Origin of the sequence: Candidatus Thiothrix phosphatis (assembly GCF_035668035.1) — a bacterium.
GTDB lineage: Bacteria > Pseudomonadota > Gammaproteobacteria > Thiotrichales > Thiotrichaceae > Thiothrix > Thiothrix phosphatis.
In genome coordinates, this window is sequence record NZ_JAYMYJ010000029.1 from 72,049 (window position 1) to 93,280 (window position 21,232).

At 51.7% G+C, this 21,232-nt stretch carries 24 protein-coding genes and 1 other RNA gene; 9 read left to right on the forward strand and 16 right to left on the reverse strand.

The features are described from left to right. The first annotated feature begins 28 nt into the window (after nt 1–28). Genes VSS37_RS03435 through VSS37_RS03455 form a run of 5 tightly spaced genes read left to right on the forward strand, consistent with a single transcriptional unit; the run spans nt 29 to nt 7,751 of the window. Nucleotides 29–385 carry a hypothetical protein gene (locus VSS37_RS03435; RefSeq protein ID WP_324693257.1) on the forward strand — a complete coding sequence of 119 codons (357 nt, stop codon included), beginning with the start codon at nt 29–31 and terminating at the stop codon, nt 383–385. Beyond that, a complete protein-coding gene (locus VSS37_RS03440) occupies nt 331–744 on the forward strand; it encodes a DUF1799 domain-containing protein (protein WP_324693258.1) in 414 nt (137 codons plus the stop codon). The genes VSS37_RS03435 and VSS37_RS03440 overlap by 55 nt, the downstream gene beginning before the upstream one ends. Nucleotides 745–747: 3 nt before the next feature. Further along, on the forward strand, nt 748–5,595 hold the full coding sequence (locus VSS37_RS03445; protein ID WP_324693259.1) for a hypothetical protein: 4,848 nt from the start codon (nt 748–750) through the stop codon (nt 5,593–5,595). Beyond that, on the forward strand, nt 5,596–6,951 hold the full coding sequence (locus VSS37_RS03450; RefSeq protein ID WP_324693260.1) for a hypothetical protein: 1,356 nt from the start codon (nt 5,596–5,598) through the stop codon (nt 6,949–6,951). It abuts the gene before it with no gap. Continuing rightward, nucleotides 6,948–7,751 (forward strand): hypothetical protein, encoded by an 804-nt coding sequence (locus VSS37_RS03455; protein ID WP_324693261.1) that lies wholly within the window; start codon nt 6,948–6,950, stop codon nt 7,749–7,751. Before VSS37_RS03450 ends, VSS37_RS03455 begins: the two co-directional genes overlap by 4 nt. A gap of 494 nt (nt 7,752–8,245) precedes the next feature. Here the strand turns inward: VSS37_RS03455 and VSS37_RS03460 are convergent, their stop codons facing one another. The 13 genes from VSS37_RS03460 to VSS37_RS03520 all read right to left on the reverse strand — a co-directional run bounded on the left by VSS37_RS03460 (nt 8,246) and on the right by VSS37_RS03520 (nt 16,307). After that, nucleotides 8,246–8,890, reverse strand: coding sequence for a hypothetical protein (locus VSS37_RS03460; protein ID WP_324693262.1), 645 nt, complete (start codon nt 8,888–8,890; stop codon nt 8,246–8,248). Beyond that, complete coding sequence (locus VSS37_RS03465) at nt 8,887–9,273, reverse strand: hypothetical protein (protein ID WP_324693263.1); 387 nt, start codon at nt 9,271–9,273, stop codon at nt 8,887–8,889. The genes VSS37_RS03460 and VSS37_RS03465 overlap by 4 nt, the downstream gene beginning before the upstream one ends. A gap of 134 nt (nt 9,274–9,407) precedes the next feature. Next, nucleotides 9,408–10,904 carry a YfjI family protein gene (locus VSS37_RS03470; protein WP_324693265.1) on the reverse strand — a complete coding sequence of 499 codons (1,497 nt, stop codon included), beginning with the start codon at nt 10,902–10,904 and terminating at the stop codon, nt 9,408–9,410. 1 nt (nt 10,905) lies between these two features. Further along, the gene (locus VSS37_RS03475) at nt 10,906–11,802 is read right to left on the reverse strand and encodes a toprim domain-containing protein (RefSeq protein ID WP_324693266.1); all 897 of its coding nucleotides are present in this window, start codon (nt 11,800–11,802) and stop codon (nt 10,906–10,908) included. A gap of 47 nt (nt 11,803–11,849) precedes the next feature. Further along, nucleotides 11,850–12,038 carry a hypothetical protein gene (locus VSS37_RS03480; protein ID WP_324693267.1) on the reverse strand — a complete coding sequence of 63 codons (189 nt, stop codon included), beginning with the start codon at nt 12,036–12,038 and terminating at the stop codon, nt 11,850–11,852. After that, nucleotides 12,035–12,214, reverse strand: coding sequence for a helix-turn-helix transcriptional regulator (locus VSS37_RS03485; RefSeq protein WP_324693268.1), 180 nt, complete (start codon nt 12,212–12,214; stop codon nt 12,035–12,037). The genes VSS37_RS03480 and VSS37_RS03485 overlap by 4 nt, the downstream gene beginning before the upstream one ends. A 90-nt stretch (nt 12,215–12,304) precedes the next feature. Further along, the gene (locus tag VSS37_RS03490) at nt 12,305–12,937 is read right to left on the reverse strand and encodes a hypothetical protein (RefSeq protein WP_324693269.1); all 633 of its coding nucleotides are present in this window, start codon (nt 12,935–12,937) and stop codon (nt 12,305–12,307) included. Between the two features lie 103 nt (nt 12,938–13,040). Beyond that, the gene (locus VSS37_RS03495) at nt 13,041–13,250 is read right to left on the reverse strand and encodes a hypothetical protein (protein ID WP_324693270.1); all 210 of its coding nucleotides are present in this window, start codon (nt 13,248–13,250) and stop codon (nt 13,041–13,043) included. A gap of 55 nt (nt 13,251–13,305) precedes the next feature. After that, nucleotides 13,306–15,078, reverse strand: a complete 1,773-nt coding sequence (locus VSS37_RS03500; RefSeq protein WP_324693271.1) for a hypothetical protein — start codon at nt 15,076–15,078, stop codon at nt 13,306–13,308. A 13-nt stretch (nt 15,079–15,091) separates the two neighbouring features. Continuing rightward, a complete protein-coding gene (locus VSS37_RS03505) occupies nt 15,092–15,583 on the reverse strand; it encodes a hypothetical protein (protein ID WP_324693273.1) in 492 nt (163 codons plus the stop codon). Further along, entirely contained in the window at nt 15,580–15,783 is a 204-nt protein-coding gene (locus VSS37_RS03510) for a hypothetical protein (protein ID WP_324693274.1), read from the reverse strand. Before VSS37_RS03510 ends, VSS37_RS03505 begins: the two co-directional genes overlap by 4 nt. Then, a complete protein-coding gene (locus VSS37_RS03515; RefSeq protein WP_324693275.1) occupies nt 15,783–16,064 on the reverse strand; it encodes a hypothetical protein in 282 nt (93 codons plus the stop codon). Before VSS37_RS03515 ends, VSS37_RS03510 begins: the two co-directional genes overlap by 1 nt. A gap of 78 nt (nt 16,065–16,142) precedes the next feature. Then, nucleotides 16,143–16,307, reverse strand: coding sequence for an Arc family DNA-binding protein (locus tag VSS37_RS03520; protein WP_324693276.1), 165 nt, complete (start codon nt 16,305–16,307; stop codon nt 16,143–16,145). A 114-nt stretch (nt 16,308–16,421) separates the two neighbouring features. Between VSS37_RS03520 and VSS37_RS03525 the strand changes: the two genes are divergently transcribed. From VSS37_RS03525 to VSS37_RS03535, 3 genes are all read left to right on the forward strand, one after another. Beyond that, the gene (locus VSS37_RS03525; protein WP_324693277.1) at nt 16,422–16,658 is read left to right on the forward strand and encodes an Arc family DNA-binding protein; all 237 of its coding nucleotides are present in this window, start codon (nt 16,422–16,424) and stop codon (nt 16,656–16,658) included. Between the two features lie 97 nt (nt 16,659–16,755). Then, on the forward strand, nt 16,756–17,145 hold the full coding sequence (locus VSS37_RS03530) for a hypothetical protein (RefSeq protein WP_324693278.1): 390 nt from the start codon (nt 16,756–16,758) through the stop codon (nt 17,143–17,145). 42 nt (nt 17,146–17,187) lie between these two features. Next, a complete protein-coding gene (locus VSS37_RS03535) occupies nt 17,188–17,781 on the forward strand; it encodes a hypothetical protein (RefSeq protein ID WP_324693279.1) in 594 nt (197 codons plus the stop codon). A 246-nt stretch (nt 17,782–18,027) separates the two neighbouring features. On the opposite strand, the gene VSS37_RS03540 is transcribed toward VSS37_RS03535, so the two are convergent. Then, nucleotides 18,028–19,251, reverse strand: a complete 1,224-nt coding sequence (locus VSS37_RS03540) for a tyrosine-type recombinase/integrase (protein WP_324693280.1) — start codon at nt 19,249–19,251, stop codon at nt 18,028–18,030. Between the two features lie 163 nt (nt 19,252–19,414). Then, nucleotides 19,415–19,780, reverse strand: a transfer-messenger RNA (tmRNA) gene (gene ssrA / locus VSS37_RS03545). Between the two features lie 175 nt (nt 19,781–19,955). On the opposite strand from ssrA, the gene VSS37_RS03550 reads away from it, so the two are divergent. Continuing rightward, complete coding sequence (locus tag VSS37_RS03550) at nt 19,956–20,549, forward strand: hypothetical protein (protein WP_324693281.1); 594 nt, start codon at nt 19,956–19,958, stop codon at nt 20,547–20,549. Nucleotides 20,550–20,838: 289 nt separating this feature from the next. Here the strand turns inward: VSS37_RS03550 and VSS37_RS03555 are convergent. Continuing rightward, nucleotides 20,839–21,232: c-type cytochrome (locus tag VSS37_RS03555; RefSeq protein WP_324693282.1), on the reverse strand; the 394-nt coding region annotated here is incomplete at its 5' end.

Sequence of the window (21,232 nt, forward strand, 5' to 3'; positions counted from 1 at the left end):
TACTTCATCAACCACTCAGGTATTTTCAATGGCAATTGTACTTAAAGGCTCACAGCCAGAAATCAAAATAAAATTAACCGCTACTATGCCGGATTGCTCTGATTCATTCACGGCAGTTTACAAGCGCGGAACGAAAGATGATTTGAAGATAGAATTTGAAAAGGCCAATGCTGGAAAGCTAAAAGATGAAGAGTTTCTTAAAAAATGGCTGATTCGCGTTGAAGACTTGATTGATGCGGAAACAGGAGAGTATGGGAAATATGATGCTGATGAAATACTACCTGTAATGATTCCGCATGTCCCATACATGAAGGCGCTAGTAAAAGGCGCATGGACTGCAATTGGAAACTACGCAGAACACGAAAACCAGCGCTTGGGAAACTAATAGATTCGGGTTATCTTTGGGCTGGAGGCGGTGACGCGAATGTTGTCGACTTTGAGATAATCCGCGAATTGAGAGAACTTGGCCTGCATGAACAAGCTGATGCGCTATCAGGGGAATCGCAACAAAACATTCATCATGTTTGGCCTGAAAACTGGCAAGCCTGGGAGTGCTTTTACGTGTTATCTGATCAATGGATTATCGCACCGATGGGTGGAGTAATCGGATTGAATGGAGTGGCTATTATGCAATATCTAGGCATGTCAGGGGTGGTAGGCAATGACGCCATGAATATTTATTCTGACGTGCGTCTAATTGCATCTGGCGCAATCAAAGCATGGCGTGAAAATGCAAAGGCTTAATGGATGTCAGGCTCAAACCTAATAATAAAACTTAAGCTCTTGCTTGAAAGCGATGAGCTACAAAGAGGGCTTGATTCAGGAAAAACAGCGCTTAAACAATTTGCCGCCGCCGCCGCATCAGCCGGGACGGCATTAGGCGCTGTAGAAGCAACAACAAGCCTGCTTGAACTGAACAGAGAGCTAAACATACTCTCTCAATCCATGAACATAACCCGCGATGCGCTGCAAACGTGGCAAATCGCAGGACAGTCTGTTGGGATTGAAGCAGACAAGATGTCCGACATCTTCAAAGACGTAAACGACAAGCTAGGTGACTTTGCAAGCACTGGCGGAGGCGAAGCCGTTGACCTGATCAAACGCCTAAAACTCAACATCAATGACCTGATCGCAATGTCGCCGGATCAGGCTTTGCTTGCCATTGCTGACGCGATGGAAAAGACAAAGGACATGTCTACAGCAGAGAAAACATTCCTGCTGGAATCACTTGCTGATGATGCCAGTCGACTGTTGCCACTGCTTGAAGATGGGGCGGCAAAGCTGGATGCAATCAAGGAACGGGCAAGCACCAATCTTGTCATCATCACCGACGAACAGAAAGCCATTCTTGACGAAGCAAACGCCAAAATGGCCGAAATTGGCACGAGCCTAGATGGCCTGTCACATCAAGCCGGGACAGCCGGGGCGATGCTGATTAATGCGTTCGGTGATTCATTCGCTGATGCAATTGATCAGTCTGCGTTGCTCATGCAGGATTTGCCTGATATTGCGGCTCAAACAATGGATGATGTTGCCGCATCATGGGCGTATGGGGCGCAGGACGCAGGTGAAGAACTGGCAGCGATTGCCGAATTCAGTGAAATATACTTCGGGTATGTCGGGCAATATGCCATGCAGGCGCTTGATGTTACGCGCATGGCGTTTACATACATGCCTGTGTACGCAAAGGCTGGATATGACACTGCTGTTGCGTATTCTGAAATGTACTTGCATTCAAGCTCTGCAATGTGGGAAGACTTCAGGGCAGCTTCAAATTTTGCGTTCGCCGCACTCTTGCAGTATGCAAAAGCTGGGTTTGTCGGGATGGCGAGCGCAGGCAGTGCGGCAGTTGCATTCCTGATTGACAAGCTGGCGACATTCGCGCAATCCGCAGCAGCTACATTTTCCGCAATGTCTGATGTACCTGGATTTGACGCAATGGCTAACGGAGCCGCATCCGTAGCTGGCAAACTGGCAGGAATGGCAGATTCAGCCCGCAATGCTGGCGGCGCTGTTGCGGATGCGTTTGATGGTGCAATTGCCAATCTGAAAGCGTCAGGAGAAGCAGCGCAGCAGTCTGCTGCAATGCACCGGCAGCTTGCTATTGAAGCCCGCGACACCGGGCAGGCGGCAATTGAAGCTGCTGGCAAATTCATTACTCAAAAAGAAGCACAACGAGCCATCAATGCACAGATCAGGGAAGAAAACCAGGAGTTGGGCGGGCTTGCCAATGGCCTAAAAACATCAGGCGATGCGGCGAAAAAATTCCACGTCAATCAGGACGCAGTGAACAAGGCGCTCAATGGAGGAGCCAGCGGCGCGAAGGCTGCGAAAGCTGCAAAATCTGAACTTGAAAAGCAGACGGACAAGCTTGCAAAAGCTTACGCGGATGAACTGCAAAACCTGCAACTGAAAAACAAGGAACTGACACAGACTGGGGAAGAATATTACCGATCAACGCTGGAAGCCAAGAATTTCACTCAGGCAATGCAGGATGAAGCGGGGGCGCTCCATTACTCCAATACCCTACTTGATGCCAGAAAGAAGCTCACACAAGAGTCAAATGCGGTCAAGTTGAATCCATTGGAGCAGTACAAGGCCGACCTGAAAGAGTCAGGCATGACTGCCAGCGACATTGCAGAGCTTGCCACTGAAAAGCAGGCAGTCATCCAAGCAAAGATCACGGCGGAACTCGAAAAGCAGCGCAAGAAAGCTGAACTTACAAAAGACGAATACGCGGAATGGGAAGTATTACAGGAAGGTGTTACTGCCGAATTTGCACGGCAGGCCGCTGCATCATCCAAGCTCACAGATGAAATTGAGAAACAACGCAAGCTTGCCGAGGAACTCAATGATGCACTGGTTAACGCCTTTGTTGATGCGGCGGAATCTGGCTTCAAATCATTCGACTCCCTGAAAGATTACTTTGAAAAGTCGTTCTCTGACCTAGTGATCAATCCAGCCGTCAATGGCGTTTTTGATGACATCAAAACAGGAAATAACCCTTGGACTGGCTTGCAGCAGCAGTTTTCAAGCATGTACAGCACTATGCAGGCAGGTGGATTGCAGGGCGCAAGCGTGGCGGGCGGTGCCGCTGGATATTTATCTGGATTGCTTGGCGGAAACGAGTCTCAGCAGATCGGCGCAACTATCGGTGGTGCCGCTGGTAATTACTTTGCAGCAGCATTGAGCGTTACCGGGCCTGTTGGCGCTGCAATCGGCGCACTTGCCGGTCACTTTGCTGGATCGCTTTTCAAGGATGACGATTCCGCCAGGGCTTATTTCACTGGTGGAAATCCAACCGACGGATACGCATTCACGGATAGAGGGAAAACGCTCTATGCATCATCTGCGCTCGGTACGTTCGGTTTTCAAGCTCACGGAACGCACGATCTTGGCGAGCAGGGGGAAAATCAGCTTGAGGCATTCGTCAAGAAAATGGCAGCGATTGACGACGCACTGGCTAAGTTCATGCCTGAATCAGAAGTGCAGCGCATCAGGAATGAGTTACAGAGCTACCAAAAAACAGGGTTGGATTTCGACGGCCTATTCAAGGAACGCCTGACGATCATCACATCCGGTTTGTCCATCGCAATGCGTGGGCTTATCGACTACAGCCAGGACGCCGACGGCATCATCAGCCAGATCGACGCGCTGATTACGATACAGGAGCAAGCAGTACCGGCATTGCGTGATATGGGGTTGCAGATCGGCAATACCGAGGATGCAGCACTGCAAGCCGCTGCTGGGTTGGTTGAGGCCGCTGGCGGTCTGCAATCACTCACCAGTATCAGCGCCACGTATTACGATGCGGTTTACTCTGAAGCAGAGCAAAAGCTTATCGCCATTGAAAAGGCGCGTGAAGCAGTCAACGCCTTTAATGCGGCAAACAACGCACAAGTCTATAGCCTGTCATCGCTTCGCGCCTACATTGAGGGACTTGACCAGTCGACAGCCGCCAATCGCTCGGCGGCAATACAGGCAATGCAGCTTGCTGATGAACTAAAGACACTTGAAGCGCTTCAATTTGCAAACACAGAACTCGGAAAGTCGGCAGTTGCGGCAGCCAATGATGTAAGCGACCTGCAAGACAAACTTGACTTTTTGCAAGGTATCCAAGACCAGCTAGACGAATTTGACAGTAACCCGACCGAGGTGGCGTTACGCAATATCCAGCGAAACTTTGAAAAGCTTACCGCAGAAGGGCAAAAGCTTGGCGCGTCAGAATCTGAGCTGCTTGCGGTCAGGGAGCTGGCCGACAAACAAACTGCTGCTCTTGCCAGCGGGTTGCGGAATGAGATAGCAAGCCTGAACAGTGACCTGTTTGGACTTGATTACACCAGCCAGATCAACAGCCTGAAAGACCTGCTTCAGACTGAAAACGACAGGATTGCAGAGCTACAGGCGGCAGCGCAGGAGCGTTACCAGCAAGACCTTTCCAATTACGAGGCAATGCAGGCGCTTGCTGGTGGTATTGGCGACTATCTTGATAGCCTGAAACTGTCCAACTTGTCGACCAATACACCAGTGCAACTACTGGAAGAAGCTGCACAGCAGTATGCTGACACGTTGCGCCAGGCTCAGGCCGGGGATAATGAAGCGGCTGGCAAGTATCAAGGCTCTCTGCAAGCCTACTTGCAGCAGGCGCAGAGCTACTACGGAAACAGCAACCAGTATCAGGAAATTTTCAATCAAGCCACTGCTGAGGCTGAACGGCTGCAAGCGCAACTAGGAAACGCCAGCAAACCGATTGTACCGGCAGATATTCAGAGCCTTGTTTCCCGCAATCTTGAACGTCAAATTGAACTGCTTGAGCAACAGGCCGAGTACGAAAGAAAACAGAATATTGCCTCCGAGATCAAGGACAAGCTTGCCCAGTTGTCACTTGCGACTGGCGAAGACATTGATGCCCTTGCAAACGAACTGGGGATTTCTCTTTCCAGTGTAGAGGCTGCTATCAACGGAAAGCCTGTTGCAGAGACAGCAGGGAAAGCGACTGGCAGTAGTATTGCAACACAGATCGCAACCGGCTCTACAACGGCAGTAGCCAGCACCGCAACAACTGGCGTCAGGTTCCAGACTCAGGCTGCGCTATTCAACGCGGTTAAGTCGGCAGGACAGAGCGTAAACAAGATCGCTGACATAAAGGACGTTCCAGGGCTTGCGAAAGCGCTTGGCATGACCGCCGACGAACTGAGGAAAAATCTGCAATTCCTGGCACCGTGGCTTGCCCAACAGTGGGAAAGCTACGGCACCGGCAGTGACTACATCACTCATGATCAGCAAGCAACAGTACACAAGGGGGAAATCATCATGACCCCAACTCAGTCCGGCAGTGTCCGCAACAATATTGTTGCCGCCATGCAGTCGCTTTCCCGTATTCAGAACACTGGGACTGAACGGGACGGGATACTTGAAGAGCTGCGCGGCCTGCGGGCGGATAATCAAAAACTGGCAACTGAAGTTCAGGCATTGCGTGTGCAAGTTGCGCAGTATTCGTCAATTGCAGAGAAACAGAGGGATGCGCAGATCGCCGAAATCACAACGCAGCGCAGGGATAATGAGAGAAAAACTGCAATGCGTGGGCGTGTGTAAATGGCGACTCCATCAACCGCTTCCGAATACCAAGCATGGATTTCAGACCCATCAAATGCGGCATACCGGGTGCTGTGCTTGTCCATGTACGATTCATCAGGCCATGCCATAACACTGGCTGACCGACCTTTTGTAGGTGGAATAAACGGCTCAACACCGTTTGATGACTGGATAATTGATCTGCCAACCTGGGAAGTTCGGATTGATGATGTCGTTGCAGGAGGTGCATTCTCGGCAGTCAATCCGGCTGATGAAACATGGCACGGCTACACTTTCAAAGATTTCTTTATTGACATCTATGGCGGCGATACACGATGGCCTTTCTCGGCATTTGTTAATTTGTTCTCTGGCGTTATCAACGATGCCCGTCCTATGCGTGACGTATGGAAATTCCAGTTTCGCAGTATTGCGCATTTACTGGATATGCCGATTAGGGCTGGTACGCTTGCGGGTAAAAACGTCTGCATTGGTAAGTGTTTCAATGTCTCGCCTCGCCTGATTAACGCCTCAACGCTTCAATTCGAGGCGGCTGGAAACGGTTACAACCTGCTTACTGTGCGTAATGGCGGCGTTGACATCACAGGAAACGCAACGCAGGCAGCAACAGCAGGAACTTTTACCCTGAATTTAAGCCCTGATCGTGAAGTAACCGCCGATGTGACGAATACAACGACACAGACAGTGGCATCGGCGGCAAGCTGGCTGTGCAATCAGGCTGCGGTAACGTGGGGAGGATTTGCTGGCGCAAGCGTTGCGCGGCAGAACTCAGTAATTGGTCAGTACATAACCGGCGATGAAACCTATCTGGATGTGCTTGAAGTGCTGGCAAGGTCGGTAAACTGTCACCTGATCTTTACCGCCAACGCAGTGAAAATGGCTTATCTTGACACTGCGGCCACGATAACAATCGGCATGGATGACACCATAGACGGCAGTATTGAGCATGTAGAAACGGTAACGCCTGCGTCGGTCGTCTCTGTTGGGTATAAGCCTTGCTGGACGGTTCAGGACATCGGCAGCCTTGCCGGTATCGCACAGCCTAACGGCGGGCAGTACGCGGCCAGTGAAATCGTTACATCGCTTGACGCCACGGCAGGACGCGTAAACCAGCCAGACCACAGAAGCACCGCCCTATATAACTACTCAGACGCTGGCCGAGAACTTGGAAGGTTATGGGAGCGCAGGACGCTACAGCGTGAAATATGGCGCATGGATATTCATTCCATTGGTGGGCTGTTACAGATCGGGCAGCGGGTGGACTTCACCGGGCATGACGACCTGCCTTTCAACGGCGCGAACATCATCAGCATGACCCAGCGCAATGCAACAATAACCACAATTGAGGTGATGACATGAGCAATTGCCCGGTAATCGCCGGAACCAACAGTGTTGGCCTTTTTTCCCTATCAGTGGTCGGAGGTAACATCACCAGCACGCTCCCATTGGACAACCTGAAAAATCCATGGAGAGGAAGGCCAGCGCGGATTACAACCACAGCAACCACAGTGGAAATCAAAGGCACATCCCCTAGTGCCATTACATGCAGCCTGCTGGCGCTGGTTGGTCATGATCTTGGCTATTACCGGCAGATTACCGTCAAACTGTACTCAGGCCAGAATCAGACCGGAACACTGCTTTACAATAGCGGTGCAATGCAGAGTAATCGGGGTGATGGAACTTCAATTGGGGATGCCTCTGATTTATGGGTGTACTTTCCCGCTGTCACATGCTTCTCGTTCACCATCACCATTACCGGGGTTCCAGTCGGTGGCCTGATCAATATCCAGCACATGATTCTTGATAATGCCCTGCAACTGGCTAGAGGTTTTGATTCACGGGCGCTCAGTTTCCGGTTTTTTGAGCGGGCGAAACTGCTTACTACCTCGGCAGGTTCCGGTATCCCGGAAAACGGTCAAAAGCGTATCAGGGAATTTACATGGACATTCCCAGCACTTGACGCAACAGACCGTATGTTGCTTGAAATGCTGGAAGTCGCCAGCACCGGGCAACTGTTCTACGTTGTTTCATTCCCGGAAGGCAGCAGCAGGGAAAAGCTTCTGCTTGCGATGATGTGCAGGCTGCAAGGCGACGTTGTTTATCACAGCACCGGGCGCGGGGCGAACAACGCGGTTACGCTGGCGTTTCGTGAGGCTTGATGCTGTCATAATGTTGTCATTACACTGGCCATTTATGACAATTACAGACAATGCAGGTAAAAGAAAAGCCTTATAACTCAGTGAATTATAAGGCTTTATTTGGTGGGGCGGCGACTATTGAACTTTTTATGTAAATTACTGTTATAAAAAGATATTAACACCAAATGTTTTTCACTATACCCCCAATAATACCCCCAATTACAAATCTCACCCCTGTTTCTGCCCCGTTTGACTGCCGATCTGAAAGCAGGAAAACCGACATACTGGGGTTAACCCTAATTCATGACATTGGGGGTATTTCTGGGGGCATCCTCATATTGTCGATACAGCCATGCCCCCAAATAACGAACAAACAGCGAACAAATCAGACGCAAAAAAAGCCGGATCACTGTCCGGTCTGTACTTCCTGGGTGAATCGTCTGGCTTCCCGTATCAAGTCTGCCAGTTCTTGGCGCAAGGCCATTTCATGGGCGGTGAATAACCCATGCTTGAAGCTATTGCGGGCGCTTCTGGCTTTTCCTTCCTCCGTCCGCGCCCCCGTTGATTGTTCCCACGGTTTCCACGTCCTGATAAGTTCCGCCTGCCGTTTGCGCCGTTCCGGTGTCCAGCCGTTCATTGTGTACGTCCCCCAATAGTTCGTTTTCAGGATTCTGTTTTCTTCCCGCGTGCGAGGAATTGCCGCCTGTAACCATGTTGCCGTTGTTCACAACCTGCTGGCCTGCAATGTTGGCTTGCCGGGTAATGGTGACGGATCGCGGGTTCTTGATTTCCGCCAGCGTTTCAAGTGTCGCCCTGCACTGGCTTTGTGCCTTGAGCGCCATCCGTAAATAAGTTTCTGTCGCCTGCATGTATTCGCCCATATTGGCTGCTGCCCGCTGTGCCAAGGCGGTGAACAGGGTATTCAGGCTGTGGGCTTGCGCCATGAGCATTGCTTCCGGCTCCGACAATTCCCCACTGCATACGGCTTCCGCACTTTTGGCGATGGCCTGGTGCAATGCCGTGATGTCATCGCCGCCAGCATGTGAAAATGTCCTGACCAATCCGGCATTCCCGGCAAGCGGGTCAAGTTCTGATCTTGCCAAAGCCATGCTATCCGCTTCGCCCTTGCGCCTCACAATGTCCAGTTTCATCTTACTCATTTCACTTGCCTGTAATCTGCCATGTCGTAAACCCTTGCGGTGTAGTCGCTGCACCATCGCCATTGCGGTGAACTCTGGCGCTCGACACTGCCCCAAGGTGTAACCCGTTTGTGTTTGCACTGATCCTGCTGGCAGTCAGTACAGCGCACCATGCCCGCCGGTATTTCATCCCGTTGGGGTTGCGCCCTGCCCCTGGCGTAGAACTCGCAAGCCTGCCGGATACCTGCCATGGATACCGCCCCCGCCCCGAAGTCTTCCAGGTCATCAGCGAAGATAACCGCCAGATCATCCAATGGGATAGGCAAGCCAGCCGCCGCCGCTTCCAGAACTTTCAGCCCTTGCCGCCTGAATTCATCGCCTGCTATTTTGGGAAAATGCCCCATTGTCGAACACCCAAAACCCCCAAAACCTGCCGAATCGGGCTTTTTTTCGGGAAAGTGCTCTGTTGTAGCACCCCCAAAACCCCCAAAACCATCAGCCCGCTTTTGTTTGAGTGCATCCAGCCACTTGCCCACGGTCAAGCCCTCCAGGTAAACCGGGTGGTGGGTCTGCCGCTTGCGCCGGTATCGGTGGTGGATGCCATCAAGTAACCGCAATCTATCAGCAGGTCTAGTGCATCTTCCGTAATGTCCTGCGTTACCCCCTTCCAGCCCTTTTTCCAGACTTCCCGCGCCGTGAACACTTCGGATAGTTTGGCTTTGTTGTGCAGTATGGTTTTAGCTGCCGCCGTTGCGCTTGCCGTACCTGCCGAATAAACGCGCCGTGCATGGCTTTCCAGGTATTCAGCCCACGCCAGCGCCCGAAGGGTTGCGGTTTCGCCCGCTGTTCCGCTGGTTCCACCATCCAGCAGTTCCAGCAACAGGGCAAGCCCTGCTATCGCCTTTGGGGATTTGATAAGGTGGCTTTCAATTGCGCTGCCAATTTCTCCCGATCTTGCCCGCTGCATGGTGGCGGTGTACCACTCCACAAAGGCAGCTTGCGCCCGGTCGGTAAAATTCCACGCTGGCGCTTTCCCCTCTGGTATTGGCAGTTCTGACAATCTGCGCATCATGCCCATGTAAGCCGCGTATGCCCTCGGTTCTGGCGCTCTGTCACGGTAGGAAAAACTTTCCTCATTGTCCGGCCATACCATCAACTGAAACCGCTGGATAAGCCCATCATCCATTTCGCCCGATACCGCCCCACGCACCACGCCCGCGATTTTTGAAGGCTGGATACCGCCAACAATGGACAAGATAGGATGGTCAATCATGGTTGTTCCCCTCATTATCCGGTCAAACGTGTAAGGGGTTAGCCGGTCGTAAAGCTCCAAATAAAACGCCCGGTCTTCCCCGCCATCCTTGCTGTTCAGATTTGCCAGCCAGCCCGCCAGTTCATCACGTTCCAGCAACAGGCCGTTATTGGATTGCGCCAGCAGTTCGCCTAATTTTTCAATAGTGGCATTGTTGACTATCAATCGCGGTAGTGTGGGCGCTTCCTGTACTGATTCCTCTGCCATAATTTCACGCGCCAGTTCCATATTTTTGGTTTTGGCGGCTTCTTTCATCCGCTTTTTCCGGTCGTCTGCGCCAGCTTGCATCAAGGCTTTTTGTACCTCGATTTCCTTGATTATTTCCCGGTGGTCTGCCTGCTGTTCCTGTTCAAAGTTGCGCAATGGCTGCAAGGCTGCGTTGATCGCTGGCGATTTCATGGCGGATGGCCTGCCGATATTCGCCCCCCAAAGGTTGGGCGCTATTGTCCAGTTATCCAACTGCTTGGGTTTCATCAGTACCTTGCGCCCGACAAGCGCCCCCGCCCCTACCATTGCCGTTACTGCGAGAAAATCTATGGGGCATTGCATACGGTCGGCAGTGTCCACGACAAAGCCGCGCACTGAATCAGGCAGTAAATCGGGGTCGAATGCCTGCACTGGCATGGCGTCATCATCCGGCAAATCCCGAATGTCGTTTTTCGGTTCCGGTGCGGTTGGTTGTTCAAGGGTTGCCATCTGTAAAATTTTCGCTGGAACAGTCATGTCATGCGGCCTCTTTGGTGAACAGGTCGTTAAAATCGGCCTTGTGGGTGGTGTTTGGGGTCAGCAGGTAGCCATTGCAGGCAATCGCGGCTTGTCTGGCGTAGTGGACGCCGGGGTTTTCGATAGTGCCCGCCTTCACGCCTTCGTCATTGTCAGCAGCAAAGATCAATTCAGCTTCAGGGTAGCGCCCACGGATCGCCCGCCCTACGGGTTCCAGGTTGCCAGCATCAAACGCGATAACGACACACTGCCCGGTAAGCTGGTGCAGGGTTGCGCCGGTAGCGTAGCCCTCACAGATGTAAACGGTATCCGTTGGGGTTGACGGCTTGCCGATGTGGTGGAAGTTGCCGCGCTTGCTGCCCAGAATGATCTTGTCCGTTTTGCCGCCGTCTGCCGTCTCTACCTTGTGTGGGTAGATGTATTGCAGGGCTTGCAGTTGCCCGGATAGGTCACGGATGGGGATAAGCAGGGTTTGCCCGCTTTGCCGGATACCGAATGCCCCTACCTGCTTTCTGAGCAAATACGGGTGTTCCGGGTTGGCAGGCTGTGAGGTTGCCCACCTATCCCGCTGTTGGGCGATACGTTGCGCCCTGCGCATTGCATCAGCCTGTTCGCGTTCAGCGTTCTGCCGGTCAATTTCGGCTTTCCTGCGGGCGTATTCTTCGGGGGAAAGGCGGCTTGTGTCGCTGCCCCATGATTTCCAGGTATGGTATTCCTCACCCTGGCGGTGGTCTTTGTAGCGGACTATGTAGCCCTTGACGTGCTGAATGACGATGTAACGGCATTTGCCACGGTTGGGGGCGTCTCCCCCATCGTGCCAGCGCCCATCTGTTTTGAGGTTATCAAAGCAATAACCGATGTTTTGCAGCATGTCGTTTTGTAGACTGGTATCATTCATTTTCATGATTCCTTTGCCCGGTCGTGTTGGTAGCACATCGGGCATTTTCATTTCAGGGCTTTGCGTTTGCGGGCTTTGAGACGCTCTTGTGTGGCAATGGCCTGTTCGCAAGATCGCAGCGCCCGCCGGTATGCCCGCCCGGTCAATTCGCCGTGATTGCCGCTTAAACCGTAGGTGCTTGCTTTGGGCAGGTTTTGGCGCGTGTTTGGGCTGGAAAAATCAATGTAATGGTTCATGCTGCCTGCTCCATCCACGCTTGCAATTCTGATTTCTTCCACCGTGCGGCAGTCATGCCGACTTTTACCGGCTTTGGCAGTTTCCCAGCCTTCGCCAGACGCCAGACGGATGAACGGGATAGTTTCAGCACGCCAGCAACTTCTTTATCAGTGAGCATTTGTTCAAGATCGTTCATGGTGTTTTGTCCTATTTGGGTTGAAGTGCTTCTATGCTGGCTGATACTGTCGCAGTTGTATAAGGGGGACTTTTTCAGAAAAGCCCCCCCCTACTCTCCTTTCAGCATTTCATTCATGAGCTTTGTTTGTTCTTCATAAAATATCTGCCGTCTGGTGTTGTCCTTGTCGTGTTTGATTTCATCAAACTGCTGTTCAAGTTTGTCCAGGTCGCTGATATTGTCAGGCTTTACGCCGCCATTCAGCCGGACAAGTGTCCGACCTTGCGCAACATTAAGAAGCCTAATCGGATCGTCAATATAGTCCCTTTCTGTTTTGTCACATTTCCGGTAAATCTCTTTGTCAACGGTATCAGCCGAAACAAAAAACTTTCTTCCTGCGAGATTGCAGCACGTCATTTCTTTGTCTGGATATGGCGATGGCTTTACCGGATAACCCATTGCTTTATAGACAACAATCAATTGCAAGATTTTTTCATTGCGTTCGGCATTCGACTTATGAACAAACCCGCCCTTCCTGATCTTCTTAATCTTTTTTCCTTCCATTACGTCGGCAATGAAATTACGGACAGTCTGATACTCCATGATTTCCGGCTTATTCCTGATTGCATCAATCAGCGCCGTTTTGTCGTTATGCTCGATATAATCACGCAATGCTGAATAAGCGCTTGTCCATTTGAATGGATTTTCCTGCATTTCTTCCAGCAGGTCTTTCAGATAATCCATAATCAACACCTCTCTATAGTGTCGCCTCTAAAATAAAATCCAGCGTCAGGCAGTTAGAGAATTCTGCTTTTCGGGTGGCCTACCCTAGACGCTGGAAAACCTATTATGCGCCCTGTTCCGTCAGTAGCGCGGCTATTTCCTTATTAACCTGTTCCGGTGGCATGTCCTGGGGAAATAGCGCCGTTCCGTGCAAGCTGCCGAAGGCGTTTATTTCGTCCATAAGGTCGGCTTCTTCCTTGTCATAAATCCAATAGCCGTCCAGCCAGTAATAAACGGGTTTCAGGTTTTCAGTGGTTTGAACTTCATTACTCATTGTCATTACCTCGATATTGTTTCAGGTGGGGGCGCTATTCACGCCCCCGGATTCATCAGCCTACCCAAAGGTATTTTTTCCCGCCGTTGGTGTAATTGGCGTTCAACTGCATCAGCCCTTCCCGGATCGCACGGGCAAAGAATCCCTTCCGCATTGCGTCGATGCGTTTCAGGTCGTTTGTTTTGCTGCCGGTCATGGTTGGGGCAATGCGCCGCTGAATCCACAAGCGGGAATGGTTCACTGTTGGCCTGCACTCCTTCGCACGTACCGCCACTACCCATTCAGGGTAAAGGCTATCTGCCCCATCCCTAGCTTCCGCTGCTTGTGCCTTCACTGGTTCATTTGCAACCGCGTGCACGTGGTTTTCATCAGGTTCCAGCAGACCACGTGCACGTGGTTCTACACGTGGTTTTTCGGCAAGTTCCGCACGTGGTTCTACACGTGGTTTTTCCGGTTCCTCAATGGGTAGCGGGAAGTGCTGTTCAGCCGTACCCAAAGCCGGATTCTGCAAGCCGGTTCCGCCTGCTTTCTGCTTGGCTGGCAGGGCAGGCGCGGGGGCGTCCAAAGCCTGATCCCGGTATGCCTTGCCGCCGCCTGCAAGTTCCTGGCGGTAGGTCTGCCCGGTACGGCGGGCATATTCCTTCAATACCCATTCCCGTTGTTCTGGCGTTTGCTTGCCGCCACCCTCAAATAAAACAGGCGCATCATCCTTAATTGCAGGTTCCAGGGTTTTAGCCGCTGCTGGTGGTGTTTCCCGTTCTGGCGCTTTATGTCCAGGGGGGATAAAGCCAACAAACCCTTGCTTCTTATTGCCGACTGGTGCAGTAAACCCTATGCCGGTCTGTTTAAACCCGCCATCCTTAACAGGTTCCTGATAGCGGAATAAAGGGGAACCATTGGGTGGTAAATGTTTACCCTCTGCAAGCGGGTTTGACCCTTCCTGCAATTGGGCAATGCGTTGTTCAATCCCCCGGATATTGCCCTTAATGTTGCGGCCTGCCTCAATTAAAAAGGCGTGAAGGCGTTCAAACGCAATAGCGATAATCAGCATTAACGTGATGTTTGCCCACGGAATATAAGCAACATACCCATTTTCAGCACCAGTTCCGAAAATGCCAGCGTAAAACTTGGCAATGCCAACAATGAAATCATTGTGTGCATCCGCCTTCATTTTGTCCTGGCGGTCAAAGCGTAGCTTTTCGGTTGCTTCTGTTGCGGCCACTTGTGCATTCAAGGCTGCTGACTGCTGCTTTTCCAGTGCCGCCAGTTTCGCCTTGTCGCCTTCGCAGTGCTTTTCCTTGCCACGCTTCAAGTTCTCCTCACATCGCGCTACACGCTGGCTTGCCGCGCCAATGTCGCCCGATAGGGAAGGGCTGGCAGTGATAGCGCCAACAGTGGGCTGGATGGTGGCCTGATACGCTGAATTGCCTTCAAGCTGGATGTCCGCCTTGGCTTTCTGGTCTTCCAGTGCGGCGAACATTTCAGCCAGTAATGCAAAGCCGATCAGCGTTACCATCACGCCAGCAATTGCCCGGTAAGTCGTGAAATGGCTGTAGGCAAAATGCTTTACCCACGCCAGAAACACGCCCAACAGGATCACAGAAAAAAGCATGAACCAGAATGCCGTAATGGTCACAGCGCCTTTGTTGAAGTATTCGCCCCAATAGAGCGGGTTCCCCAATTTCAGATGCCCGCTGAAAAACAGGTAGCTGATTAAGGTCACGATCATGGCCAGCACCAGCAAGCCCCTGCATTGCCGGTTGTGGCTCATTTCATCCTGCAAGTCGGTTTGCAGGTGGTTCAGTTCGGTTTTTTTGATGTTGTCCATGATTCACCCCCGGTTAAATCACAAATGCACATAGCAGGGTCATGACGGTGGCGAACATGGCCATGCCGTCGTAACGCTTGACCATGACCACGGCAAACGCGGCAAAGAAAGCCATGTAGAAAGCCGTTGTTCCGCCCGTCACCACGGCATATACAGCGCCCCCAATGGCAAACGCTGCGCCGATCTTGGATAGGCCATAGATGACGGCGAACACGTTCACGACAATTACCGCCACAATGAAAACCCGCTTCCAGTCGATCCGGGCAAACGCTGCCGCCAGCCGTGCGCCGGTTGCAGGTGGTTTGCCGTCCAGCGTCATAGCGCCGTAGTGCTGCATCAGCGCCGCGTGCATGGCCTTGGTTTCGGCACTGTCTGGCTTGCCTGTAAGGGCGTCATCCGCTGCCTTGCGTTCACGTTGGAAGTCTTCTTTCACTTCTGCCGGGGTAGGTGTGGGGGCGTCTCCGTTAGCGTGCTGTAGCCACAAGGGAAGGTGTTGTTTGCTCATGGCTTGCCACCTCCCGGAATGAAGTACAGCGCCGCCAGCAGTGCCAGCACGAACAACAGAAACATGGAAAACCCATCCAGTCCGCCGCCGCTTTTCTGCTGCGGTTGCGGCTTGTCCTTCTGCTGTTTGACGGGTTTCGGTTTCTGCCCATTCACCAGCGCGTCAAATTGCGCCTGGGTCAGGGTAACTTTCTTGCTCATTACTCACCCCCTGGCATATTGGCCTTGATGCGTTTGGCATGTGCGTTCACTAGCGCCCATTCCAGCGCATTCTTGAGGCGTTCGGCCTGGTCGTGGGTCAGGTCAAGCCCTGCCAGTGGGGAACTGTCGGCATGGCGGATACGCACATAAAGCCCGCTGCCGTCATTGTCGGGGTGCAGGGTGATGGATACCGGCATGTTTTCCGGCATTTCACAGCCGTAAATATCGGCCTTGCAGGTGATTTCATTGCCCGGTGGGGGCGTGATAGTCTTACTTTGCATTTGCTCAATTCTCCAAAGTTGTTGTTGAGCGGGTGAAGTCCTGCGCCGGAAGGCTCAATTTCCGGTGTCAGGGCGGTTTCAGTGGCTTCCTGCTTTCGCTTCTTCCTTGCGTCCTGCCTTCAAACCCAGTTGAACAAGCTCTACAAGCTGCCCATTCAGTGATCGGTTGCTTTCCCGTGCCTGCCTTTTGATTTCCTCAAACAAGCTTGACGGTAGTCTGATTTGCGTCTGGCGCTTTTCCATGTGTTCAGTCTCTTGTGGATTGTTTCAGTACAAAATAGACTTTAACAGCACAATTAGTACGTGACAATAGCTTTCAGCTTACAATGCACTATTTCAGTTTATGGATAGCGGGATATGGCAGAGAAAGAGTTCACACAGACGCAAATCAGACTACCGACTGCGCTCTACAATGAGTTGAAGGAATCAGCAGAGGAAAACTTCAGGAGCCTGAATGGTGAATTGCTGTTCTGGATACAGCTTGGAATGGGGAAGTTTGCGCCGCCAACATCTGCCGATGAAATCCGCCGGATCGTCCAGGAGGAACTTGACCGGCGCGGCATGGTTGCGCCAGTGCGTGGACTGCTGGGGTAGGACAGGACTCAACAGCCCAAAATAGTGATTGCTGTCATTTTTTGCGCACACGACAAGCGGTATAGTGAAGCATCAATACATCATAGGGGCTGAAATCATGAAATGGGCTATTGCGATTATGTGTGCACTGCTTACCGGGTGTGCAACCGTGGAGAAAGAGCACTATGTTGAACAGGGGACAAAAGAAAGGCCGATTTCTTGCGCGCGTATTTACTCCAAGGAAGCGAAGGGGATAAATGGAAAGGTAATGAAAAGCCAAGAGCAGGTGGGAGTTATCCTCAACTATATGAAAGGTAAACTTTATCTTGGAGATTCTCTAACCGGGTATGAGTGCAAGAAACACATAAGCGCAACAGTCTGGAATTGCAACACGCCAATGGGAGAGGCGGTCGTGATTCTTGGGGAAAATAATTCGGCTACCTACAGGGTAGTTTCTGTTTTTGAACTCATTAATCCAAAATGGACATATGCGTTGTGTCCTGAATGATAGGCTCTATAGAAAAAATCTTAGCTTAACGTGGAGGCTATTATGAAATGGATGCTTGCGCCGCTGCTTTTGCTGATGGCTGTAACCGTTGCCGCCGATGATGCGTACCATCGCGGCTATCAAATGGGGGCAGATGCAAAGGCTTTCCGGGATGGATGGGAAGCCGCGCAAGCGGAAAAACAAAGACCAACCTTCGCTGAATTCATGGGGCGGGAAAAACTAGAAAAAATGACGTTTGTTCAGGCGGATATGGACGGCGCAAGGTTCGACTTTACAAAAGGTGATAATACGTTCAAGCAGGGCAAGGACGGCATCAAGGGAAAGACAAGGTTTGAAATACTTGACGATGGGATAGCCGCCAAAATTCATATTGCTGGCAACAAAGACCAATCTGAAACCGCTGACGGCGTTGTGCTCCAACAAACTGCTGAAATGGTTGTTATCGCCACGACATACGGCGCACAGAAGGGACTCGACAAGATTGATGTTTACACCTTGTTTCCAGCGCTTGGGATTGGCTTCCTCAATATCACCCATGCCTATGGTGGCATAGGGGAATTTGGGAAAGCACTTGTTGAAGCTGGCAAGGGTTATCCGTCTGCATCGTCAATCACAATACCCCTCAAGTTGGAGTAAACCAACCAGCGCCACCACAAGCCGCCGTTTCCGTTTTCCAATGTGATAGGTTGCGCCCCCTCCGGGTAGGTTTTAGGGGTTTTGGGTGTTCGACAATGGGGCGTTTTCCCTGTTTTTCCGGTGTCTGGTGATGTTTTGGGGGTTTTGGGTGTTCGACAATGGCAGGTTTTCCCATTTTCCTGCTGGTGCGACTTCCCCCAATGGTACAAACAAAAAAGCCGGATCACTGTCCGGCTCTGCTACCTGTTACCCTGCCCGCCTGATGGGTATCACCTGCGCACCATCGCGCAAGCTGTCAAGGTAATCCGCCCATTGCTGCATCATGGCTGTACGCTGTTCTATGTGCTGGCTACGGTCGTATGCCCTGCGCACGTCATTACCCACGGCATGGGCTAATTGCTTCTCTATCAGGTCAGAATGAAAGCCCATTTCATACAGCCGGGTTGACGCCAGCGCCCTGAAGCCGTGCGCCGTCATGGTGTCGTTATCGTACCCCAGCCGCCGTAATGCCTGCCTTACCGTGTTGTTGCTCATTGGTTTGGCCTTATCGGTGGATGAATGGAACACATAGCGCCCCCGGCCTGTAAGCGGTTTCAGTTCTTCCAGCAGTGCCAGTGCTTGACGTGGCAAGGGTACAATGTGCGGTTTGCCCGCTTTCATCTTCTCCCCCGGTATTTCCCATCGGGCAGATTCAAAGCTGATCTCTGTCCATTCCATCTGTCGCAGTTCCCCCGGTCTGGTGAACAGGTAGGCAGAAAGCTGCAAGGCTGTACGGGTTGCAAGTGTTCCATGGTAGTCATCCATTGCCCGCAACAGTCCCCCGACTTCCTGCGGGTCTGTGATGGCTGCAAAGCTGGTTTTCTTGGGTGGTGGTAAAGCGCCTTTCAGGTCTGCGGTTTGGTCACGTTTCGCCCTGCCGGTTGCCACGGCATAACGGAAAACCTGCCCTATGTCCTGCTTTGCCCTGTGTGCGGTTTCCAGTGCGCCGCGTGCCTCTATCCTGCGCAAGCATTCCAGAATGTCGGGCGGTTCAATCTCTGCAATTGGCTGTTTGCCGATCCAGGGGAAAACATCACGTTCAAGCCGCCTGATTATCTTGTCTGCATGGCTGTCTACCCATTGGGGACGGAACTTCACAAACCATTCACGCGCCACGGCTTCAAAGCTGTTCTCTGTCATGGCTTCCTGTTCTGCTTTCACGGCTTGCTTGTGGCCTGATGGGTCAACACCACGCGCCAACAGTTCCCGCGCCTGTTCGTGCCGTGTGCGTGCTTCCTTCAAGCTGATTTCAGGGTATCCGCCAATGGATAGGGTTTTCTCCTTCCCGTCCAGCCGGTACTTGTAGCGCCAATACTTACCGGTGGCATTCACCAGCAGGAACAGCCCGCCCCCGTCGCTGTACTTTTTGGGCTTGCCGTCTGGTTGTGGCTTCGCGTTCTTTGCTGCGGTGTCTGTGAGTGTGCGCTTCATTTGGGGGTATCCATTTGCTGAAAGTTGCCGATACCCCCAAGAATACCCCCAAGTTTGTGATATGTGGTAGTACCCCCTGATACACCATGAAACAGAAAACCCCTTACAGATTGCCGCCTGTAAGGGGTTTTGAGTCTTCATGATACAGCATGAAACAGTGAATTGGTGGAGGCGGCGGGAATTGAACCCGCGTCCGCAAACCCTCCATCTGAAGGCTACTACATGTTTAGTCGAGTCTTTTGTTTAACCCGCTTGCCGCCGACTGACAGGCTGCTCACGGGCTGTCCCAATACTATTTGGTGGTTTGGCCTTGGGCGAGCCTCCCGCACGATCTTGTGTCAGGATGATGCCTGAAATTCCGGGCCGCACAAGCACAGCACCGGTCAGACAGCTATCGACTGGTTATTAAGCAGCGAGAGCGTAAGAGTCGTCGTTTGCGACTATCGTTTGTGACTAGTGTTTAAGTGGTCATCACACCCACTACATGCTCCCCAGACTTTGTGATCCACGTCGAAGCCAAGTCGCCCCCGTAATCATGCCAAAATCATCGGACTGGCAATTATACAAATTGACAGGCAAGCTGTCATGCAGTTCCTTTCGTGCAGAACAATTTCCCGTCCAACAAACCCGCTTGATTTACGTCATGGATGCTTCTATTTAATAAGAATAACTTTAAATATGAGAGTGTTAAGGAGGAGAACGACATGATGGACAGGATTGGACTAATTATTTCCACGCTCATAATAGCGGGAACTGCGTCTGCGGATTTCTTCAACGGCTTTGACAATGGCGGTGGCTCAGGTCAAAGTAACAGCAATGGAGAGGGTTATTCTAGCGCCGATGGGCAAGGTTATGGCTCAAGCGCAGGCAATATAAACAGCGGGGCAAGCGGCCAAGGCAACGCAGATGCCCAGGTTGATTTCAACCTTGTTTTCAAAGGCAACGGCAGGGCTGGCATGGACTCCGATGCATATGGTGCGGGACGAGGCAATGCCGCAACCGATCTGTACAGCTATGGAAATGGCTACGCTTCCGGTTACAACAATCTGTACGGTTATAGCAACACTTATGGCAATACTGGATTGTGGGGATATGGATACGCGTATCCAAGTTATTACAGCTCACCGTATGGATATGCTCCAGCACCACAAGGTTACGGTTATCCCTCAACACCAGCATATTTCGGAGCAGCACCACTTCAAGCGCCCAGTTTTGACCAAGTGCAAAAGCAGATGGCTACGCAAGCGCAAACTACTGACGCATCGGCCAGCACAGGCACTCCGACACCAGTGAAATGAACAAATGTTAAGCGGACATTAATTCCCCATCCCTATACTCAATCAAGACGGATGGGGAGGGTGATTGTTAGTCCACAACAACCTCATGCGGTCTCACTAAACCAATAACAAAAATAACGAGGAGAATATTGATGGAAATCGAATATAAGTTCATTCTGATATTGATTTCACTGTCATTGCTGAATCTTGGAATCACAAGATTTTTCTTTTGATAGACTCCCTAAAAGTACGTAGACAAAGAAAAAGCCCCGAAAAGGGGCTTTTTCTTGTATTCCAGCCTGGAGCTGAATTACTTGCTCTTAGCAATCATGAAATCAACAGCAGCTTTGACTTCATCATCAGATAAGGTAGGGTTGCCACCTTTTGGAGGCATAACTTTACCTGGAGTGGTGTTCAGCCCTTCGATGGCTGATTTATGCAGTACATCGCCGCCTTTGGCGATACGCGGCCCCCACTCAGCCTTGTCGCCCAATTTTGGCGCGCCAGCAACGCCTGCGTCATGGCAGCTAAAGCACAAGCCACGGTAAATTTTTTCACCATCGACAGGGCCAGCAGCTTTCTTGGCTTGCTCGCCAGACATGCCGCCCATACCTGACATGCCAGTCTGTTCGCCGGACATACCGCCCATGCCGGACATGCCGCCCATGCCTGACATGCCAGTCTGTTCGCCGGACATGCCGCCC